The 17471-nt window shown below is 58.3% G+C and carries 16 protein-coding genes; all 16 read right to left on the bottom strand.

What is annotated here, in order from left to right; all coding sequences use genetic code 11:
- Window positions 1–253: hypothetical protein (locus WCO56_23475; protein MEI7732552.1), on the bottom strand; the 253-nt coding region annotated here is incomplete at its 3' end.
- Window positions 250–999: a hypothetical protein gene (locus WCO56_23480; protein MEI7732553.1), complete on the bottom strand. Its 750-nt coding sequence runs from the start codon at window positions 997–999 to the stop codon at window positions 250–252. The genes WCO56_23475 and WCO56_23480, both read right to left, overlap by 4 nt.
- On the bottom strand, window positions 944–1696 hold the full coding sequence (locus tag WCO56_23485) for a hypothetical protein (protein ID MEI7732554.1): 753 nt from the start codon (window positions 1694–1696) through the stop codon (window positions 944–946). Before WCO56_23485 ends, WCO56_23480 begins: the two co-directional genes overlap by 56 nt.
- A gap of 12 nt (window positions 1697–1708) precedes the next feature.
- Window positions 1709–3748, bottom strand: a complete 2040-nt coding sequence (locus WCO56_23490; GenBank protein MEI7732555.1) for an NPCBM/NEW2 domain-containing protein — start codon at window positions 3746–3748, stop codon at window positions 1709–1711.
- Between the two features lie 5 nt (window positions 3749–3753).
- Window positions 3754–6024, bottom strand: a complete 2271-nt coding sequence (locus WCO56_23495; GenBank protein MEI7732556.1) for a hypothetical protein — start codon at window positions 6022–6024, stop codon at window positions 3754–3756.
- Between the two features lie 2 nt (window positions 6025–6026).
- Window positions 6027–7277, bottom strand: coding sequence for an efflux RND transporter periplasmic adaptor subunit (locus tag WCO56_23500; protein ID MEI7732557.1), 1251 nt, complete (start codon window positions 7275–7277; stop codon window positions 6027–6029).
- Window positions 7278–7306: 29 nt separating this feature from the next.
- Window positions 7307–9805 (bottom strand): ABC transporter permease, encoded by a 2499-nt coding sequence (locus tag WCO56_23505; protein MEI7732558.1) that lies wholly within the window; start codon window positions 9803–9805, stop codon window positions 7307–7309.
- On the bottom strand, window positions 9802–10485 hold the full coding sequence (locus WCO56_23510) for an ABC transporter ATP-binding protein (GenBank protein MEI7732559.1): 684 nt from the start codon (window positions 10483–10485) through the stop codon (window positions 9802–9804). Before WCO56_23510 ends, WCO56_23505 begins: the two co-directional genes overlap by 4 nt.
- A gap of 16 nt (window positions 10486–10501) precedes the next feature.
- A complete protein-coding gene (locus WCO56_23515; GenBank protein ID MEI7732560.1) occupies window positions 10502–10855 on the bottom strand; it encodes a cupin domain-containing protein in 354 nt (117 codons plus the stop codon).
- Window positions 10852–11286 carry a DUF5069 domain-containing protein gene (locus WCO56_23520; protein ID MEI7732561.1) on the bottom strand — a complete coding sequence of 145 codons (435 nt, stop codon included), beginning with the start codon at window positions 11284–11286 and terminating at the stop codon, window positions 10852–10854. Before WCO56_23520 ends, WCO56_23515 begins: the two co-directional genes overlap by 4 nt.
- A 32-nt stretch (window positions 11287–11318) precedes the next feature.
- The gene (locus tag WCO56_23525; GenBank protein ID MEI7732562.1) at window positions 11319–12347 is read right to left on the bottom strand and encodes a hypothetical protein; all 1029 of its coding nucleotides are present in this window, start codon (window positions 12345–12347) and stop codon (window positions 11319–11321) included.
- A gap of 67 nt (window positions 12348–12414) precedes the next feature.
- The gene (locus tag WCO56_23530) at window positions 12415–13320 is read right to left on the bottom strand and encodes an aldo/keto reductase (protein MEI7732563.1); all 906 of its coding nucleotides are present in this window, start codon (window positions 13318–13320) and stop codon (window positions 12415–12417) included.
- Between the two features lie 15 nt (window positions 13321–13335).
- Complete coding sequence (locus tag WCO56_23535) at window positions 13336–13995, bottom strand: hypothetical protein (protein ID MEI7732564.1); 660 nt, start codon at window positions 13993–13995, stop codon at window positions 13336–13338.
- Window positions 13996–14330: 335 nt separating this feature from the next.
- Window positions 14331–16637 carry a ferrous iron transport protein B gene (feoB, locus tag WCO56_23540; protein ID MEI7732565.1) on the bottom strand — a complete coding sequence of 769 codons (2307 nt, stop codon included), beginning with the start codon at window positions 16635–16637 and terminating at the stop codon, window positions 14331–14333.
- Window positions 16638–16645: 8 nt separating this feature from the next.
- Entirely contained in the window at window positions 16646–16888 is a 243-nt protein-coding gene (locus WCO56_23545) for a FeoA family protein (protein ID MEI7732566.1), read from the bottom strand.
- 21 nt (window positions 16889–16909) lie between these two features.
- The gene (locus WCO56_23550; protein ID MEI7732567.1) at window positions 16910–17203 is read right to left on the bottom strand and encodes a FeoA family protein; all 294 of its coding nucleotides are present in this window, start codon (window positions 17201–17203) and stop codon (window positions 16910–16912) included.
- Window positions 17204–17471 lie beyond the last annotated feature (268 nt).

Raw genomic sequence — 17471 nt, forward strand, 5'->3', positions numbered from 1 at the left:
TGCTTTGCGGGTTGATTCCCTTGCGGCCTTTTAGATCAAGGACACGGGCGGGACCGTTGATAGTTTCACCTGCCAACAACTTGGAGGCGTCGGTGAGGTAACGATGCTTTGGCTTCAGCGGACCGGCTCCAGGCGCCCCGTCGAGGCGCAACCCGAGGGTGACGGCGGAAGTAACGGTCAAACTTGTCGCTAAAAAATGGCGGCGGTTCAGGCAGGGGAAGCTCAGAAGCGGTTTGACGGTTGGAATGCTCATGGGATTGGTGTCGCTTTCAGGGTCGCCTTCTCAGCAATGAGGATTGGCGAATCGTAAATCGGAATTTGTCGTAAGACGACGCCATCGCCGGTGGGCGACCAACTTGCCTTTGGCAAGGAATAAACCTCGCCGGTGCGCAGATCGGCATAAACAGGGTCCGTAAAGCGTGAAGCGTGAAGCGTAAAATCAACGGGCTTTGTATTGTTGGAGTCTGAAGGCATGGCACCTTTGAACCAGAGCGTGACGACTTGGTCTCCGGTCTTGCTGGCATAAGCGAAGGCCGCGACGGTGTTGGTCACGCTGGCGGTGCACGTGAAGTTGGTCACGCGGACCAGCGAGTCGTCGAAGATGGCAAAGACGTTCTGCGCCGCGAAATACGCCGGCTTGGCGTAGGCGACGGTCTGATTCGCGCGCGAGGCGAGCAGCCCTTTGTAGTTCATGTCCAGCTTCCCGCCCCAGTGGTAGTGCAGGTCAATCATTGTGAACAGGTTGACCGGCACATCCTTTCCGTGATGGGCGAGCATCCGGCGAAGATTCCACTTCGTCTGGATAGTTTCGGTCATGGGTAGTTTCTTCAGCGCAAAGTTTTCCTGAAACTTGGAGGTCGCGCCCGTCTCGCCCTGGCGCACGGTGATCGGATGGCCATGCTGCGCGATGATCGCGCGAAGTTGGTCAATGTTGCGGGTGTCGTCAGGATTGTTCGGATAAGTCAGGATTGTTCGGATAACTATGCACCGTAATGGCATTAATGAGCGACAACTTCTCGCGCTGGTGGACTCGCAGGAGGAACGACTCCGCGTAGGGAACCTTGTGGGCCAGAGCCAGCGCATAGATGCGCGCCTTGGGTTGCTCGCCCCGAATGACCTCCGCCGTGCGGATGAAGAATTCCGCATAATCCTCGGCCGGACTCGGACCGAGATCCGGTTCATTCCAAACTTCCCACTCATTCACGCGGTCCTGATAGCGACGCACCACGGTGCGAACCCAGGTGTCCCAGGCGGTGAGTGCCTGGGGCGATTTCGGAAGTGCGCCGCCCAACCCGGTGCCGCCGCCGTCCGGGTACAGCTTATTGCCATAGGAAACTTCCAGCCATGGTTGCACCCCTTGTGATACGGCATCATTGACGACCTCATCGAGCCATGTGAAGTCATAGGCGCCCGGCTTCGTCTCGCACTTGGCCCAGCCGGCCTGCAAGCGGATCGCCTTCGCCCCGAGCGGTCCGAGGAATGCCTTGTAGTTCGCATAGACACCAAAATCGCGGTCGAGCGTCTCCCCGCCGATGGACCAACTGGACGAGGCGATGTCCTTCGCGGCGCGGGGTTTGATTTTACCCAAGAGCTGAAACCCCGGAGCGGGAGCGTGCGTTGTTTGAGCCTCTCCCGCCGTGCAACTGACAGATAGCAAAGCGAGAATCAGCCAGATTATAGATTTTGCGGTGTTCATACTAAAGGCTGTTTAGGGGATGGCGGCGCGCAGGCGCAGCAGCAGCACCCCGTGACGGGGTACGGTGGCCTTGAACTGGCTGTCGTGCACGCCGAGATCACGCTGACGCCACAGGTCCCGAAGGTTCTGCCGGCCATTCAGACCGAGGTCCTTCCACTGAACCGTCAGGTCGGCAGCGATCTCGCCGCGATTGCATAAGCCCACGGCCTGGCTGCCGTCTTCCAGATTTTTGATCATCAGGAATGTCTCTGGCGTCAAGGGGACAACCCGGGCGGATTCGCCGAGCGGGTCCTGGTTGACCTCAATGACTTCCGGGTTGCAGAGCACATTCAGCGTGAACGCGTCGATCCTGCTCATGTCGCCACTATAGAAAAGCGGCGAGGCCATCAGGCACCACAATGACATAAAGGAATACTGCTCGGTCGGCGTCAATGGGCAGGGCTTTAGTTCGCCACCCGTGCGGGCATCGCCGATGCGGCCAATTTGAATGTAGTCCGGATCATTCCATGCGCCCGGCTTGGACCATTGGCGATACGCCGCATTTTTCAACGCCACCGCAAAGATGCGGTTCAATTCGGCGCCCAAGTCATCCGCGGTCCGCCACGAATGACCGCCGACCTCCGCTCCCCATTCCCAAACGTTGCCCATGCCGTACTGGCACAGGTTAAAGACGATGTCGCGTTGCTGCTGCCGCAGGCAGTCGCCCATCAACTGAAAAGGTTTCTTCAGCGCCGCCAGGCTCTTATCCTCTTTGGCGATGGTTTTATAGGAGCACCAATCGTATTTCAGGAAATCAAAACCCCACGAGGCGAACTGTCGGGCGTCCAGCGCTTCGTGCTCGTAGCTGCCCGCGTAACCCGCGCAGGTGAGCGGGCCGGGCGAACTATAGATGCCAGCCTTGAGCCCTTTGGCATGGATGTAATCGGTCATCGCCCGCAGGTCGGGGAAATGTTTATTGGGAACCAGATTTCCCTGCATGTCGCGCAGCGGCCCGAGCCGGAGCGGGTCGGGCTTTCGCTTGGCGTCGGGCGACGCATTCATCCAGCAATCGTCAATATTGACGTAACTGTATCCCACATCGGCCATGCCGGTCTTGACCATGACATCGGCGGCCTCGCGCATCATGGCGTCAGTAACCCGATTATAGTGCGCATACCAGTGATTCCAGCCCATGGGCGGCGTCAATGCCAGCGTATCGCCGCTGATGATCTTGAACGGGCGCGAGGTCTCTCCAGCCCCGTTCCGGGCGCGCACGGTTAGCGTGTACGAACCGCGTTGGGGAGCGGAGCCGGTGATAATCCCGCTGACAGCATCCAGTTGGAGACCGGCAGGCAGGCTTTCGGCTGAGAACTGCATGGGCCGATCACCGGTCGTTGGGATCCGGTAAATGAAGGGATTTCCCGGGCGGCAACCGTACACCTTTGGACCATTGATGCGAGGTTCGCGGGGTGGTTTTGGAGTGAGCATGACCGCCTCCTCGTGTGGTGCGGCGACCGTATGCGGTTTGTCACCGTTGATGAGGAAGCGGGCGTCGGCCCAGTCGGCATGATTAAACGGGTGGCTTTCGTCAGCATGGTCCGTCATCAGCAACAGTGAGCGGACACCTTTCAGGTCGAGGTTCACGGCCTTGGCTGGCGTACCGTGTTTCATCACACCTGACTCCCAGAGCTTCCTGCCATCGCCGTAAATGGCGAAGGTAACCGCTGCTGCCGGATTTCCCGCTGCGTCATCCACACCAACGGAGGCGGCGAATTCCTCCGCCTGTCCGTCCAACTCCACCCAGAGCGTGGTGGTGGCGCGGGTGCCGATCCCGCGTTCAAACTTCTGGCCGCCGATCATCAGCGGCTTCCCGCTGAAGGAGCGATCCGCCGCCGGTTTTCTCCATCCCTCGACGTGCAGGTGGCTGAGATCAAGCTCGGTCAGCCAGTTGGTCTGCGCGGCAACGGCACTCCACCCACCCATCGCCAACCCAGCCATTGCCAGGAATAGCCGTTTGAGTTTAGCGCCTGCCAGTGCCGCCATTTGTATGAAATTACGCTGGGTGGTGTTCATTTTTATCAGGCCTTGTTGGTTGGTGTGAGTTCGGCATCGGTGAGCAGGTAGAGCTTGGTGACACCGGGTTGGTGAGGAATCTGGGCGATTCCGTTTTTCACGGGTACTGCACCGCCGTCGAAGAGTTCTTCGAGCTGGCAGGGTTTGCGCAATGGCAAGGTGATGGCAGGGGCGGCATCAGTCTGCATGTGAATACCGAGCAGACGGCTGTTGATGTAAACAGGGTCACGACCTTCGTAGTAGATGTGGACGCCGGCGGCGCGCGCGATTTCGCGGTAGAGCGCGGAGGGAAGGCCGCCGACTGCGCTATAGATTGATGTGTGGGAGTCAGATTTCTTTACTGCCAGCGCTGGCGCGCCGTTGGAATCGTACACGCCGCACGTCTGCGCCACCGCATCCCGCACTTCAAAGAGGGGCGTGGTTTCCAGCAGACCCTTGCTGCGCATGTCGAACGTCTGGTCGCGCGGGGTGCTGGAGTTCTGCCCCGGCGTGAACCCGAAACGCACGGCGGAACCGATCCGGGTGAACAGGCCTTCGGGCCGCACCGTGACCGCGCTCCCCCCTTCCGCTCGACGGGCCACTTTGATTCCCGTGATATCGGAAATTGCATCCACCGAGAATCCGTCTTTCTGAATGTAGTTCGGAGCATAAATCCACAGCAGGGTCCGCCCGTTGCGCTGGACCTTCGACCGGAGGAACGCCCGCTTCGCCTCGGGAACCACGAAAGGATTCAGGAAGATGCACAGTTTGTAGCGTTCCCACGGCATGCGCGGGTGGTCGAGGTCCGAGAAGTTGTAGATGTCGTAGGGCGCGCCGATGCGGGCCAGTTCGTCGGGCGGCTGCACCAGCAGGTCGTCCGCGACGCTGGAACGCGCGTTGATGTGATACATGGACGGCACGTCGCCGAACACCGCGATCTGCGCGACCGACCGCATCGGCACGTCGCGCAGCCGGCCCTGCGCCTTCACCAACTCGGCGACCATGGCCATCATCTCCGGACTGGCGTAGTTGCCACCGAGGAAGTCGAACCACCACAGGGCGGTGCGCTTGACGCGCGTCAGGGCGAACTCCCGCCGCAACACCTGGCGCGAAGCGAACGCGTCGGGCAGTTTGGTGTTTCCCCCTGGGATCTTGCGGCCGTTCTCGACGGTATCGCGGGCGATGTGGGTGGTGTGGTCAACCTCTTGAAACACCAGTTTGCCGTGTAGGTCGAGCGAGTCCACCGTGAGCAGGTAGCCGCTCGCGCCCTCCAGGCTGCGCGGCTTCCCATACTTCGCCGGCGCGTAGATCATGTCGAGGTCCGGACAGCTCCAGACGCGCTCGTAGCCCAGGTGCCCCTCCTGCAGCAGCCGCTCGCTGTTGAGCTGCGTCAGATAGCCGTAGAAGAGGCCGAGCAGTTTGCGGTGCTGCAGCACCTCCTGCGCTTTGCCGGCGAAGTAGAGGATGGCGTCGCCGATGATCTCGTGATGGAACCGCCAGTAGCGCAGGGCCTCGGCGTCCGCGACCGGATCGCGGAAGATGCCGTGGGAGGTGCGCTGCAGCACGTCCAGCGGCGGCATCGTTGCCGTGGGGTCGCCGGTGAACTTGCGGAAGGCCGCCGTCTTGATCGGGTGCTGGCGGATCAGCGCCTCCGGCCGGCCGCGTCCCTGCGAGTTCGTGTACCACTCCGTCGAGGAACCGCAAAGCAAACTGTAGGCGAACACGCGGTCGCCGTAGCGCGCTTCGATCTGGCGCAGGAAGGCCTGAAGCGAGGCGGCTGTGTCCGTCCGCCAGGGTCCGTGGCCCGCCGTCTCGACCAGGTTCCAGTAACTGTTCGAACACTCCGGGTGGGCGGCCAGGTACCAGTCGCGGGTGTCGAGTTGCACAGCGATGTTGTAGTACGCGCCCGGAGCGTTGGCCTCGAACAACTCCATCTGCGCGTCGAAGGCCTTCCAGTCGAACTGCTCCGGGCCGGTCCAGACCTCTCCGAACAGGGAGTACGGCACGTCCAGCGTGCACAGCATGCCGGTGTGCGTGACGTTGGCCAGCCGAAGGCCGGTGCCAGCGAAGCCGCGAATCAGCTCGGGCGTGGGGCGGTACGAGCGGTAGGCCAGCGGATCGAAGATCTGGCCATTGATCTCGATCTTGAGCACGCCGCCCTGGGAAACAATTTTAGCCCGCAAGCCGCGCGGTGTGGCGGCAGCGGTAGGCAAAGGCAAACCATTGGCGAGAGCCATGGTGCTGAGACTCGCACCGGCGGCCGTCAGCATGAAATCGCGGCGTGAGGTGTTTTTCATGCTTATTTCAAAAGGATTTTCTCCATATTGCCGAGGGTTTCGTAGCCTGAGGTAATGGCTTCCTCGCCGGGCTCCAAGCCTTCCAGAACTTCGTAGAAAGCGGGATTCTGGCGGCCGATCCTGATATTACGCTTAATGGCAATCTGGGTCTGCGGATTGACGACATAAATCCATTGGCCACCGGTGGAGGAATAGAATCCGCCGCGCGGAATCAGGATGGCGGTTTGGGATTGCCCGAGTTCGAGTCGAATGCGAGAAGTTTGACCGATACGAATTTCGGGAGGAACCTTACCGCTAAAGACGAGGTTCACGGAGAATTTCCCGCTTTTAACTTCCGGATATATTTTGGAAACGGCGGCGGGATACTCCTGCCCTGAAAATTCGCACGACGCCTGCAGCTTCAGTTTCACCCGGGAGATGAAATGCTCATCCACATCGGCCCGGAGCTTATAGGCATCCAGAATGTTAATGGTGCCGATCGGGGCGCCATAGGCAATGACCTGACCCAACTCGGGATTCAGGGTGGCCAGTTCACCGTCCACGGGGGCTTTGATGGTTAATTTGTCCAGGCGCGAGCGGTTGATGGCCAGGTTTCGCTGCATGCTTTCCACCGATTCCTCCGAGGCCGTAATGCGCGCGGTCATGGAGTTGGAATCCAGCACGCTTTTTATCGCCAATAACTCATAGAGTTTCTGTTTCCGGTCGTAGTTTTCCCTGGTGGTTTGCCGATCATCCTGGGAAATGATTTGAGTCTGGACCAACTGTTCATTATTGGTTACATCCCGTCCGAGCTTGCAGAGGTCATAATAATACTGCACGAGTTGGGATTGGTTGTTGTAGAGTTGATTCTCCATCGTCACGCGCAGCGACTTCAGATCGTTGACGGCCCGGGCAACTTCAGTTTCGTAACTGGAGATTTCCAGCAGCAATTTGTCGTTGGTGATCCGCAGGATCGGGTCGCCTTTCTTCACCGCAGCGCCTTCACGGATAAAGATTTCCTCCACCCGACCACCCTCGGTCGCATCCAGGAAGACAGTCTGAATGGGTTCCACGGCACCCAGAACGGCGATCTCATCCTGGAAGATGTCCTTTTTGACTTTCGCGCGAGTGATTTTGGTCTGGTCAACCTGGACCTGGGAACCAACGTTTTGGTGCAAACAGTAAAAAAGGACTGCAAGCAGGGCTGTTCCTGCGATCGCATAGCGGATCAGCCGCTTTTTCCGTTTGATACCCGGATCAATGGGTTTGTCCATAAGTTTAACGCTTTGCACTGGTTTGCATTTTACTCATAACGCAGAGCTTCCACTGGATTTCGGGTGGCGGCGGCATAGGCCTGGTAGAAAACGGTTGCCATGGCGATCAGCAGCGCAGCCAGCCCAGCGGTTGCAAACGTCAGCCAAGACAGATTAGTACGATAGGCGAAATTTTGAAGCCAATTATTCATGACCAGATATGCGATGGGACAGGCGATCACAAAGGCAACCGCGACCCATTTGGCGAATTCGCCAGTCAGCATCAGGATGATCTCTCCGGCCGTCGCTCCGTTGACTTTGCGAATGCCGATTTCCTTGGTTCGCTTCTGGATCGAATGGGCAGCCAGGCCATACAATCCGAGGCAGGCGATGAACACGGCCAGCAGGGTGAACAGGGTGAAGAGGGTGCCAAACTGCCGGTCGCTCCGGTATTGCTGGTCAAAGGCCTCGTCGAGGAAACGGTATTCAAAGGTGTCCAACGGGTAGATTTCTTTCCAGATGCCACGGATGGCCTCGACCGTGGCGTGGATGTCCTGGGATTTGAACTTGATGGCATAATAACCAACGTCATACAGCCACTTGTAACCGCAGTAATAGACTACGGGCCGGATTTCTTTTCGCAGCGACTCCTGATGGTAATCATTCACCACCCCGACAATTTGAAACTGCTTGGTGCCAATCCAGATGAAGGAGTCCACTGCTGTTCGAGCCTCCGCAAACCCCAGTTGCTTGACCGCCGCCTCATTCACGATGATCGTAGCGGCTTCCGCTGCGGTGTTGTCCGAAAAGTTCCGTCCCGCCCGGAGCGTGAGCTTGAAGGTCGGGATGAAATCATGGTCCACGTAAGCATAGGTGTAATTGTTCTTGGTATCCGGCAGGTCGTTGGCTTTCCGGATATCCTGACGCTGCCAAATGATTTCCTTGCCCGGCAGGGCGGAAGCCGTGGTTATGGCTTCGACTTCAGGCAGGGCGCGGACTTTGTTTTTGTAAGTTTGCAGCGAGGTGATCCGTTTCGCAGTGCCGATGTCGTTCATGGAGGAATACGTGACCAGGGTGCGTTCAATATTAATACCCAGCGCCTGATTGCGCATGAAGTTGATTTGCCGGTAGATGGTGATGACGCCGATGATCAGGATGATGGAAACCGCAAACTGACAAACCACCAGGAGCTTGCGAGGGTCCAGCTTATGGACTGAGAATTTATGTTTTGGTTTAAAGAGCAGCATGGTGTCATAGGACGACTGAATAAAGGCGGGGTAAAAGCCTGAGAGGATAATCCCAGCGAAAAAGACACCGGCGGCGACCACCAGGAAGCCGGGATCGAGGACCAGGGTGCTCAACGCCACTTTGCGTTCCAATAGGCCAAAGACCGCCCGAGAGAGGGCGGCTACCAGGAGCACGGCCAGGCTGGCGCTCAGCACATTTATTACCCCGTACTCGACCAAATGCTGCACGATCAACTCCCGCCGGGACGCGCCGGCGACCTTGCGGATGGCCATTTCCCGGGCGCGCTCCAGTGACCGGGCCAGGGTCAGATTGATGAAGTTGATCCAGGCGATCACCAGGATGACCAGGCCGAGGATGCCGGTGGCCAACACGGACCGGTAATCGCCGTTGGCCACGACTTCCCCCGTGCGGTTGGAGTGCAAATGAATGTCGCGCACTGGCTGCAGGAAGAAGTCAATGCGGGTGCCATCCTGCGTGACCTTTTTCAGGTAATCGGTTTTGAGTTGGTTGATCTTTTCCTCGACGTGGCGGGCATCGGAATTCGGACGAAGCAGCAGATAGGCAAAATGTCCCTGGCTGCCGAAGTCCCAATCGGTCACGGGTTTCATAACGCGGAACTTCTCCTCATCCTGGGCGTCGGCACGACCGCGCGGGCCACCGCGTTTGGAAAAATAATAGAAGTAGGTTTTGCGGGAAAGCAGCAGGTCGAACGCCAAGTGGGTATTTGGCGGGAGATCCTTGAAGACGCCGGTGACTTCGAACTCCCAGCTCTCGTTGACCTTGAACCATTTTCCGATGGCCTGGGCAGTTCCGAAGAGCTTGATGGCAGCGGATTCCGAAAGGATGGCGGAGTGCAAATCGGTCAGCGGATTCGCCGCCTTTTTGACCACAAACGGGAATTGGAAGACCTCGAAGAACGAGTCCTCGGCCCCGAACATGGAGATGTCCTGGATGCGGTTTTCCGGGGTTGAAACGGAGATAATATCCCGGAAAATCTCCGTCCCCCCCGCCACCTCTGGCAGCTTATCCTTCAGTGTGCGCCCCATGTTGTAGAAGGCCCGGGCGCTTTTGAAGCTCAGGGCGCCATTCTGATACCGGTCATGGACGACACGGTAGATTTGGGCGGATTGCCCCCAGAAGGTATCGTAGTGCGTTTCGTAATGGACATAGATAAAGATGAACACGCAGGCCGTCATGGCCAGCGCTAGGCCCAGGATATTGATGAGGGAAAAAGACTTGTGCTTCCGCAGGTTGCGGCTCGTCACGGTGAGGTAATGGTGAAGCATAATGTCGAGCTTCAAAAGGGTTTCTCGACGCTCCCGGTGGCAATCTGGCCATCGAACAACTGGACGATGCGGTGTGCCCGCTTGGAATCCGTAGGCGAATGGGTGACCATGACAATGGTCGTGCCCTCGGCATTCAGCTTGGCGAGCAAGTGCATGACCTCGTGTCCGTGGGCGGAATCCAGATTGCCAGTGGGTTCGTCGGCCAGGATCAACTTCGGGCCCGCCACCACCGCCCGGGCGATGGCCACACGCTGCTGCTGGCCGCCGGACAACTGCTGTGGGAAATGGGAGCGGCGGGCGGTGATGCCCAACCGCTCCATGACCGCGTCCACCTTCTGTTTGCGCTCGGTCGCCGCAGCTTTCAGGTAGAGCAAGGGCAATTCGATGTTTTCAGACACGGTCAGTTCGTCAATCAGGTTGAAACTCTGGAAGACGAAGCCGATTTTGCCTTTGCGGAGGTAGGTGCGTTCGCTTTCCTTCAGCCGGGCCACATCGGTTCCGTCGAAGAGATAATTGCCATCGGTGGGATTATCCAGCAGCCCAATGATATTGAGCAGGGTGGATTTCCCGCAACCCGAAGGTCCCATGATGGCGACGAATTCGCCGGGCTTTACCGCGAAGTTCACGCGGTTTAAGGCGGTGGTTTCCACCTCGTCGGTGAGGAATACTTTGGTAAGATTTTCAGTTTTAAGCATGTCGTTTTTCCTGCTTTTATTTTGCTATTGAAGCAAGCACGCGATCGCCGTGCGACGGCGGCGACGAGATGACAAGGAAATGTACCGGTGCTTCTGTCGGGTTCCAAACCCGATGCACCATACCTGGCTCGACCTGAACGCCTTCACCTGCGCACAGTCGCGTCACGCCTTCGGGCGACCAGATCGAAAGCCCACCTTCCAGTACAAAGAAAAATTGGCGGCTGTGCTGATGATGGTGAGCGGTTTCAGATGTGCCCGGCGGCACCGTCTCTTGGATGACCGCTAGGGAGTCGCTTTTCATCAGATGCCACCCATCGCAGCCGTCGCCCCACGCGTAATGTTCGGCGGTGTGTTTACTGATCGGTTTCATGGGTTCCTTCCTTCATCCACTTCATAGAAGTCAAAGAACGTGACGATGTCGGAGCGGTGCGCAAGACCGCTCGCAGCCTTGTAAGCTTCCAGTTCTTGCGTCGAGCCGTCGTCTTCGTCACGCCAGCCTCGTTTCAGCATGAACTTGTTCCAGATCAGAACCTGCTCGTCGTTAGGTTGCCGCCCCTTGACAAAACACCACGCGAGAATTTCGTCGTCGCTGCCGCCAGTCAACACGCGCTCGCGTAATGCCGCGTAGCTTACGCCAAGAAACCGGCTACAGCGCCCATCGAAGCCAACGCCGAGGTTTGCGTGAAAGTCATTGCGTAGTTTGCCGGCGGCGTGGAGGCGAATCTTGTCGAGCATTCGCGCGAAATACACAATGTCTCCGGTGAGGTCATAGGCGCTGCGGGGGACGTTTTGGGGACTCATGACATTCCTTTAGATTCGTTCGCTGTTTCACTTCAAAACCCCATCTTCGCCTTCCACGCTTTAGCGGTGGCTTCGTCGGGCAGCCAGTTGGCGGTGGCGGGGTCGCCTTTGAAATCGGCGAATGGAGTGATGGTGACGGACTTCAACTGGAAGTGTTCGACCTTCTTTTCGGCATCCCATTGGTGATCGTACTCGCAGGTGCCGATCCAGCCGGATTCGCGCGGCAAGGGTTTGAGTTCGGGTGCCTTGTCGATAACGAGCGGCGCCGGGAGGCGCTTCTCGGTGATGCAGGTAATCCACTGCCAGATTAACTCGTGGTTCTTGACGTCGGTATGCTTCGAGGCGGGGAAGATGTAGCTGGCCTGGAGTGCCCCGAGCGCATTGCAGGCGCGGACCGCGAGGCCGGTATCGGTGGCCTCGAACGGCGGCCGCTTCTTGTCATAATACTGCTCGAATTCGACCGTTTCGCAGAGTCCGGGGACTTTGAAGAAGGCTTCCTTGTGGGCTGACTCCGAGACTTCCTTGAAGGTGAGCGTGCAGTGCAGCGGGAAGAATCCAATCGTCCGTTCCGGCACTGAAAGGGCGATGGCCATGGCGCAGCGTCCGCCCCACGACAAGCCGGTGGGCAACAGGCTGGCGTAGGCGAGTTCCGGATGACTGCTCTGTTTCGCAACGGACTCCAGCGCGAGCAACATATCCTTCGCTGCCTCGTCGCGAGTCTTGTCGCTATCCTCGTTGAAGATGCGATAGGCCATCAACGCGAAATTCATCTTCTCGGCGAACTGCCGGTAGCCCAGATCCTCGCTGAAATAGATCGCCTTGTCGGTCGAGTAAATCGGCACGACGATGACTGCGCGCACCTGTTTCACTTTCGCGGGAATCCACACCCGGAACACTTCGTTCGTGCTCTTCTTGACTTCCTTCGGCGCCCAGATTTCGTAGCGGATGGGATGGGTGTATTCCTGGCCAGGCGCGGGAAGCCCGGAGGCAGCGGACAGGGAGATGGCAGTAGTGGTAAGTGCCATCACCCGAACGACAAGGTTTCTGATGGTGGTATTCATGTTTGATTTAACAACTCAGGTGGGCGTTCAGCGTGTATGACGAATGGCGCATAGGTTCGGTTGGGATTTACGGGATCTTTCGTCCTTGCGCGGCTTCCCAGAGGGCGTACCAATCTTCGCGCTCTAAGACAATGGCATCGGCCTGCGCGGCGGACTGGATGCGCTCGAGCTTGTTGGTGCCAATGACCGGGAGGGGCTGGCTCGGATGCGCCAGAATCCAGGCGTAGGCGAGCTGTTCCAGGGTTGCCCCCGGATAGCGGGAGGCCATGCCATGGGCGGCGACCGCAAGGCGCTGCGCAGCGGGTTGGGTTGGATCAAACAACCGGCCACCGGCGAGGGGGCTCCACGCCATCGGACGTACACCGAGCTTCTCGCATTGCTGCAGCGTGCCGTCGTGGATCGGCTCCGGGTGGAGTAAATGGAATTCGATTTGATTCGTCACCAGCGGTTGTTCCACCAGGCCGTTCAACAGGTCAAATTGGGAGGCGCTGTAGTTGGACACCCCGGCAGACTTCACTTTCCCGGAACGCAGCAGTTCGTTCAGGCCAGCCGCTGTGTCGTCCGCGCGCGTGAGCCAGTCGGGCCGATGCACGAGGAACAGTTCGACGTGGTCGGTGCCGAGCAGGCGCAGGGATTTATCGAGGCTTTTGATGAGGCGCGCGCGGGTGGCGTTGTAATGGGCGGTGCGCCGTTCGGGATGGTGCGGGTTCGGCACGTAGATGCCGGCCTTGGTGACGATTTCGAATTTATCACGCAAGCCGGGTGTCAACGCCAGCGCCGCTCCGAGCATCTCTTCCACGGCGTAAAGGCCGTAAATCTCCGCGGTGTCAAGGGTGGTAATGCCCAACTCCAGGCAGGTGTGGAGCCGGCGGTTGATTTCCTGCGCGGTGGGTTTCGTGTCAAGTATCCGCCAGGTGCCATAGACCATACGCGAAAACTCCGGACCACGGGATGTGAGTTTGAGTCGTTTCATAATTGGTGATTTTGATTATTTGGATACGGTGTAGTTGCGAAAGGTAGCCCTGGCCGGAAGCTGCGGGTTATGCGAGGTGAGGGCCGGGCCAACCTGGAGGGTGCCGGCCAGCGCCAGAATTTGCTCCGCATACGTTTTCCAGTTTTTCCCGTCGGTGGAGGCAAAAGCCTTGAACAGATTTTCCCGGCGTGTCACGCGCAGCCATGAATAGGGAAAGGCGGCGGGAAATTCCGGTGGCGCCGGGGGCCGGACGGCGGGATAAACCGCCTGGCAATCGGCGCCCGCCACCGCGCGAAACTGCATTTCGTACGCGCCCAGATTGTTATTCCGTGGGGCATTGTCCGCAAAAAGTACAAACATCAGATGCGCGCTATCGGCATTCAAGCTCTCGCGGATCATGAGGCCGGCCTTGGAATAGAGATGCGCCGGGGTGAAGCGTTCCACCCGAACCGCAACATCAAAATCGCCAGGCATCTCCGTGAATACAAAATGGAACTGGTCGGACTTCTCCCAAATATCCGCCCCTCCTGCGGTAATGTCCCAGCCGCCCGTAACTGCCGTGGCCGAACCAGTCAGTTGCGGTGAGCCAACGTCAAGGTTGGTAAAACCGTTGGAATTCCGGGCCGAGCCGGGAAGTGAATTTCCGGCAGCTTGTGATTTGGATGATGTATTCATGTTATCGGTTACCCATAGTGTGTTCTGCATGGCACATTATGCGCCTGTATTATTAACGTCACCGGCCTGATTCTGCCAAGGGAAAGCATTTTTGTCCATCGCCTATTCGGATGATGTCGGCAGGCGGTGAATCGTATCTTATCCGGGTTGTCATCCTCTATTTCGTGGCTGGCCGCTTCGATTTCCAGATGGAAAACTGTTGGTTGGGGCGGGGATCTGAGGATTCAGGCACATGTCCAACGGGATAGGATAACTGCCGCCGACCGGCAGCCTAATTTCCGGCTGATCCAACTGGTCGAGGTTGAAACGGGTGGGTGGTGGAATACCGGGAATGCTTACCCCCAGCCTAATAATTTACCACCCTGATACACCAGGAACGACATGACCCATGCCAGCACGCCCAGATAACACCATTGGAAGATCGGCCATTTCCAGGAGTTGGTTTCCCGGCGCACGATGATCACGGTGCTGGCGCATTGCAGGGCCAGCACGTAAAACACCATGAGCGTGATCCCCTGCAATGTGGTGTAAACCACTGTGCCATCCGGGTGCGTTTGCTCGCGCATGACGGTCACCAGTCCGGCATCACTGCCGCCCGCGTTATACACGATGCTCATCGTGCTCACAAATACCTCCCGGGCGGCGAAGGAAGACAGGATGCCTACCCCGATTTTCCAATCAAATCCCAGCGGCTGAATGAGCGGTTCGATCAAACGCCCGAGCCGTCCCAGGAAACTTAATCGCATCGTTTCGCCGGACTTCTGGTTGTCCACCTCGCGCAGGCGGGTGTACACCGTGTAGGCCGGGTCATTGGTCGCGGGCCCGCCATCCTTGTACTGGGCTTGTAGCTCCTTGATTTTGGCGGAGACGCTCTCTGTGCTGGCAAGCTGCGGGTACGCGGCGGCCACCACGGCGTCCCGTTTGAGATCGTAGGTGTTGGTAATTTCCGGATGACGCGGGTAGGTGGCGAGGAACCAGAGGATAATGTTGATACCCAGAATGATGGTCCCCGCTTGCTGTAAAAAGATTTTTCCCCGTTCCCAAACGTGGTGCAGGAGAGCGCTGGGAACCGGTCGCTTATACGGTGGCAGTTCCAGGATCAACAGCGGCACGGCGCTTTTTAGAAACGTCTTTTTAAACAACCACGCCATGGCCAGCGCCATCAGCACCCCCAGCAGGTACATGGCCAGCATGGTCGCGCCTTGCAGTTTGATAAAACCAAGCAGCGTGGTGTCCGGGATGCACGCGGCAATCAGCACGGAATACACCGGCAGCCGCGCCGAGCAACTCATGAGCGGGGCGATCAGGATGGTGGCCAGCCGGTCTTTTTGATTCTCGATGGTGCGCGCCGCCATGATGCCGGGAATCGCACAGGCAAACGACGACAACATGGGGATGAAACTTTTACCATGCAGCCCCACTTTGCTCATGATGTGGTCCATAATGAACGCGGCGCGCGCCATATACCCGGTATCCTCCAGCAGGCTGATAAAGAGGAATAACATCAGAATTTGCGGCAGGAATACCACCACCGCGCCCACGCCGCTAATGACCCCGTTGACCAGTAGATCCGTCAACATGCCGGTGGGCAGCGTCAGTGCGACCCAGGCGGCCAGGTTGTGAATGCCCGTGTCAATCAGGTCCATCGGCAGTTTGGCAAACACGAAGATGCACTGGAACATTAAGGCCATGACGGCGATGAAGATGACCAGCCCCCACACCCTGTGCGTGATCACGCGGTCCAGCCGGTCGCTGAAGCTTTCCTGGTCGCTGCCGGGTTGTTCTGCGGTAGCCAGGTGGATTTGCGTGATCCGTTCATACCGGGCTTCGATCGTGGCACTCCGCCAGTCCACGCCGGTGGCTTCCAGCCGCTGCCGTGCCGTGGCCACCAATCCCGCCAACGGTTCGGCGTAGCGCCCTTCGCCGCCGCTGAAAGCCCGTTCATCCGCCAGCAGCATGAGCGCCTCGGCGGGTGGATGAATCGTGGTCGGGTTGGGCAATCGGCGCAAGGCCAGTGCCAGCGCGTTCACCTCCGTTTGGAATGCGGCTGGCAGGGTGCAAAACGATTTCGGGGCAGGGGGGGCAGGTGCGGATTTTGCGGCTTGCACCAGCGCTTTTTTCAACTCGGCGACCCCTTCGCCTTTGCTTGCCACCATGGGCAGCACCGGCACCCCCAAGGCATGGGATAGCTCGGGCACTTTGATCGTCTGACCATTGGATTTGGCTACATCCACCATGTTTAGCACCAGCAGGGTGGGGTACCCCAGCTCGATGACCTGCGTGGCGTAGTAGAGATTGCGCTCCAGATTCGAGGCGTCGCAAATCACCACTACCACCGTGGGGGCAGGCACTTCGGGCAAATGCTGTAACAGCACATCCCGCGACACCTGTTCATCCAACGATTTGGGACTGAGGCTGTACGTGCCGGGCAGGTCCAACACGTTTGCTTCAAAACCGGTGGGTGCGTCTTTGAGGCGTCCCTCTTTCCGTTCGACGGTGACGCCGGCGTAATTACCCACCTTGGCCCGCAGCCCGGTCAAGGCATTGAAGACCGTGGTCTTGCCGCAATTTGGGTTGCCGGTAAGGACAATGCAAGGCAGCGGCGTCCCGCCAGGCGTTGGTTTATCCGTTGCGTGTAACATTATGCCCCTTAGCCTTTTGGCGTTACCATGACTTGGTCGGCTTCGTGTTTGCGCAACGTCAAATAGGAGCCGCGCACCTTGATTTCCACCGGATCACCCAAGGGGGCGAAGCGCACCAATTCAATCGCGGTGCCGGTTACCAGACCCAATTCCTGCAAGCGCGCTTTCTCCGCCCCGGAAACGCCCAAAGTTGTGATCAGGCCAGTGTGTCCCACCGCCAGCAGGGTCAGAGGTCGGTCATTGAATGGCATAGCCGGTAGTGGGTTGACGGTTCAGGAAGGGGCGGACGCGGGCAGTTTTTCGACCATGATTTTTTCAGCCAACTTGCCGCTGATACCCAGGCGCGCGTTGCAGACCCGACAAATTAGATTGTTGCCTTTGATGATCAATTTGACCCGTTGGTCTTCCCCTAAGCCCATCTCGCGTAATCGGTTGGACACGTCGGCGGGGGTGGCCAAGTGCTTGATGCGCACGGCCGTGCCCACCCGCACCAGATTCAGCGGGCATAGCTCGGGGGCCGGGCAATCAGCCAAGTTGCACCCCAACGGTCGCTTCGTTTTGTTCACGCAACGACAATATAGGCGAACCGAAACCATTTTTCAAGTATTCCGGTTTTCAGGGAAGTCTTGCTTTGGCCCTTGCCTCAGGGAATCTCGGGAACCGCATGTTTTGGAGTACGGCGGCAAGGTGGAACCCTCGAATTCGGAATTCGGATTGCGGATTGCGGAATGGAGGTCCGACGACTATTAGGGCGATAAATCATGGCTGGCGGGTTGAAATCCAAAACGGCGTCGCGGCCCCTTTGTCCCACCTTGCCGCCGTACTCCAAAAATG

It is taken from the genome of Verrucomicrobiota bacterium (genome assembly GCA_037139415.1).
Taxonomy (GTDB): Bacteria; Verrucomicrobiota; Verrucomicrobiia; order Limisphaerales; family Fontisphaeraceae; genus JBAXGN01.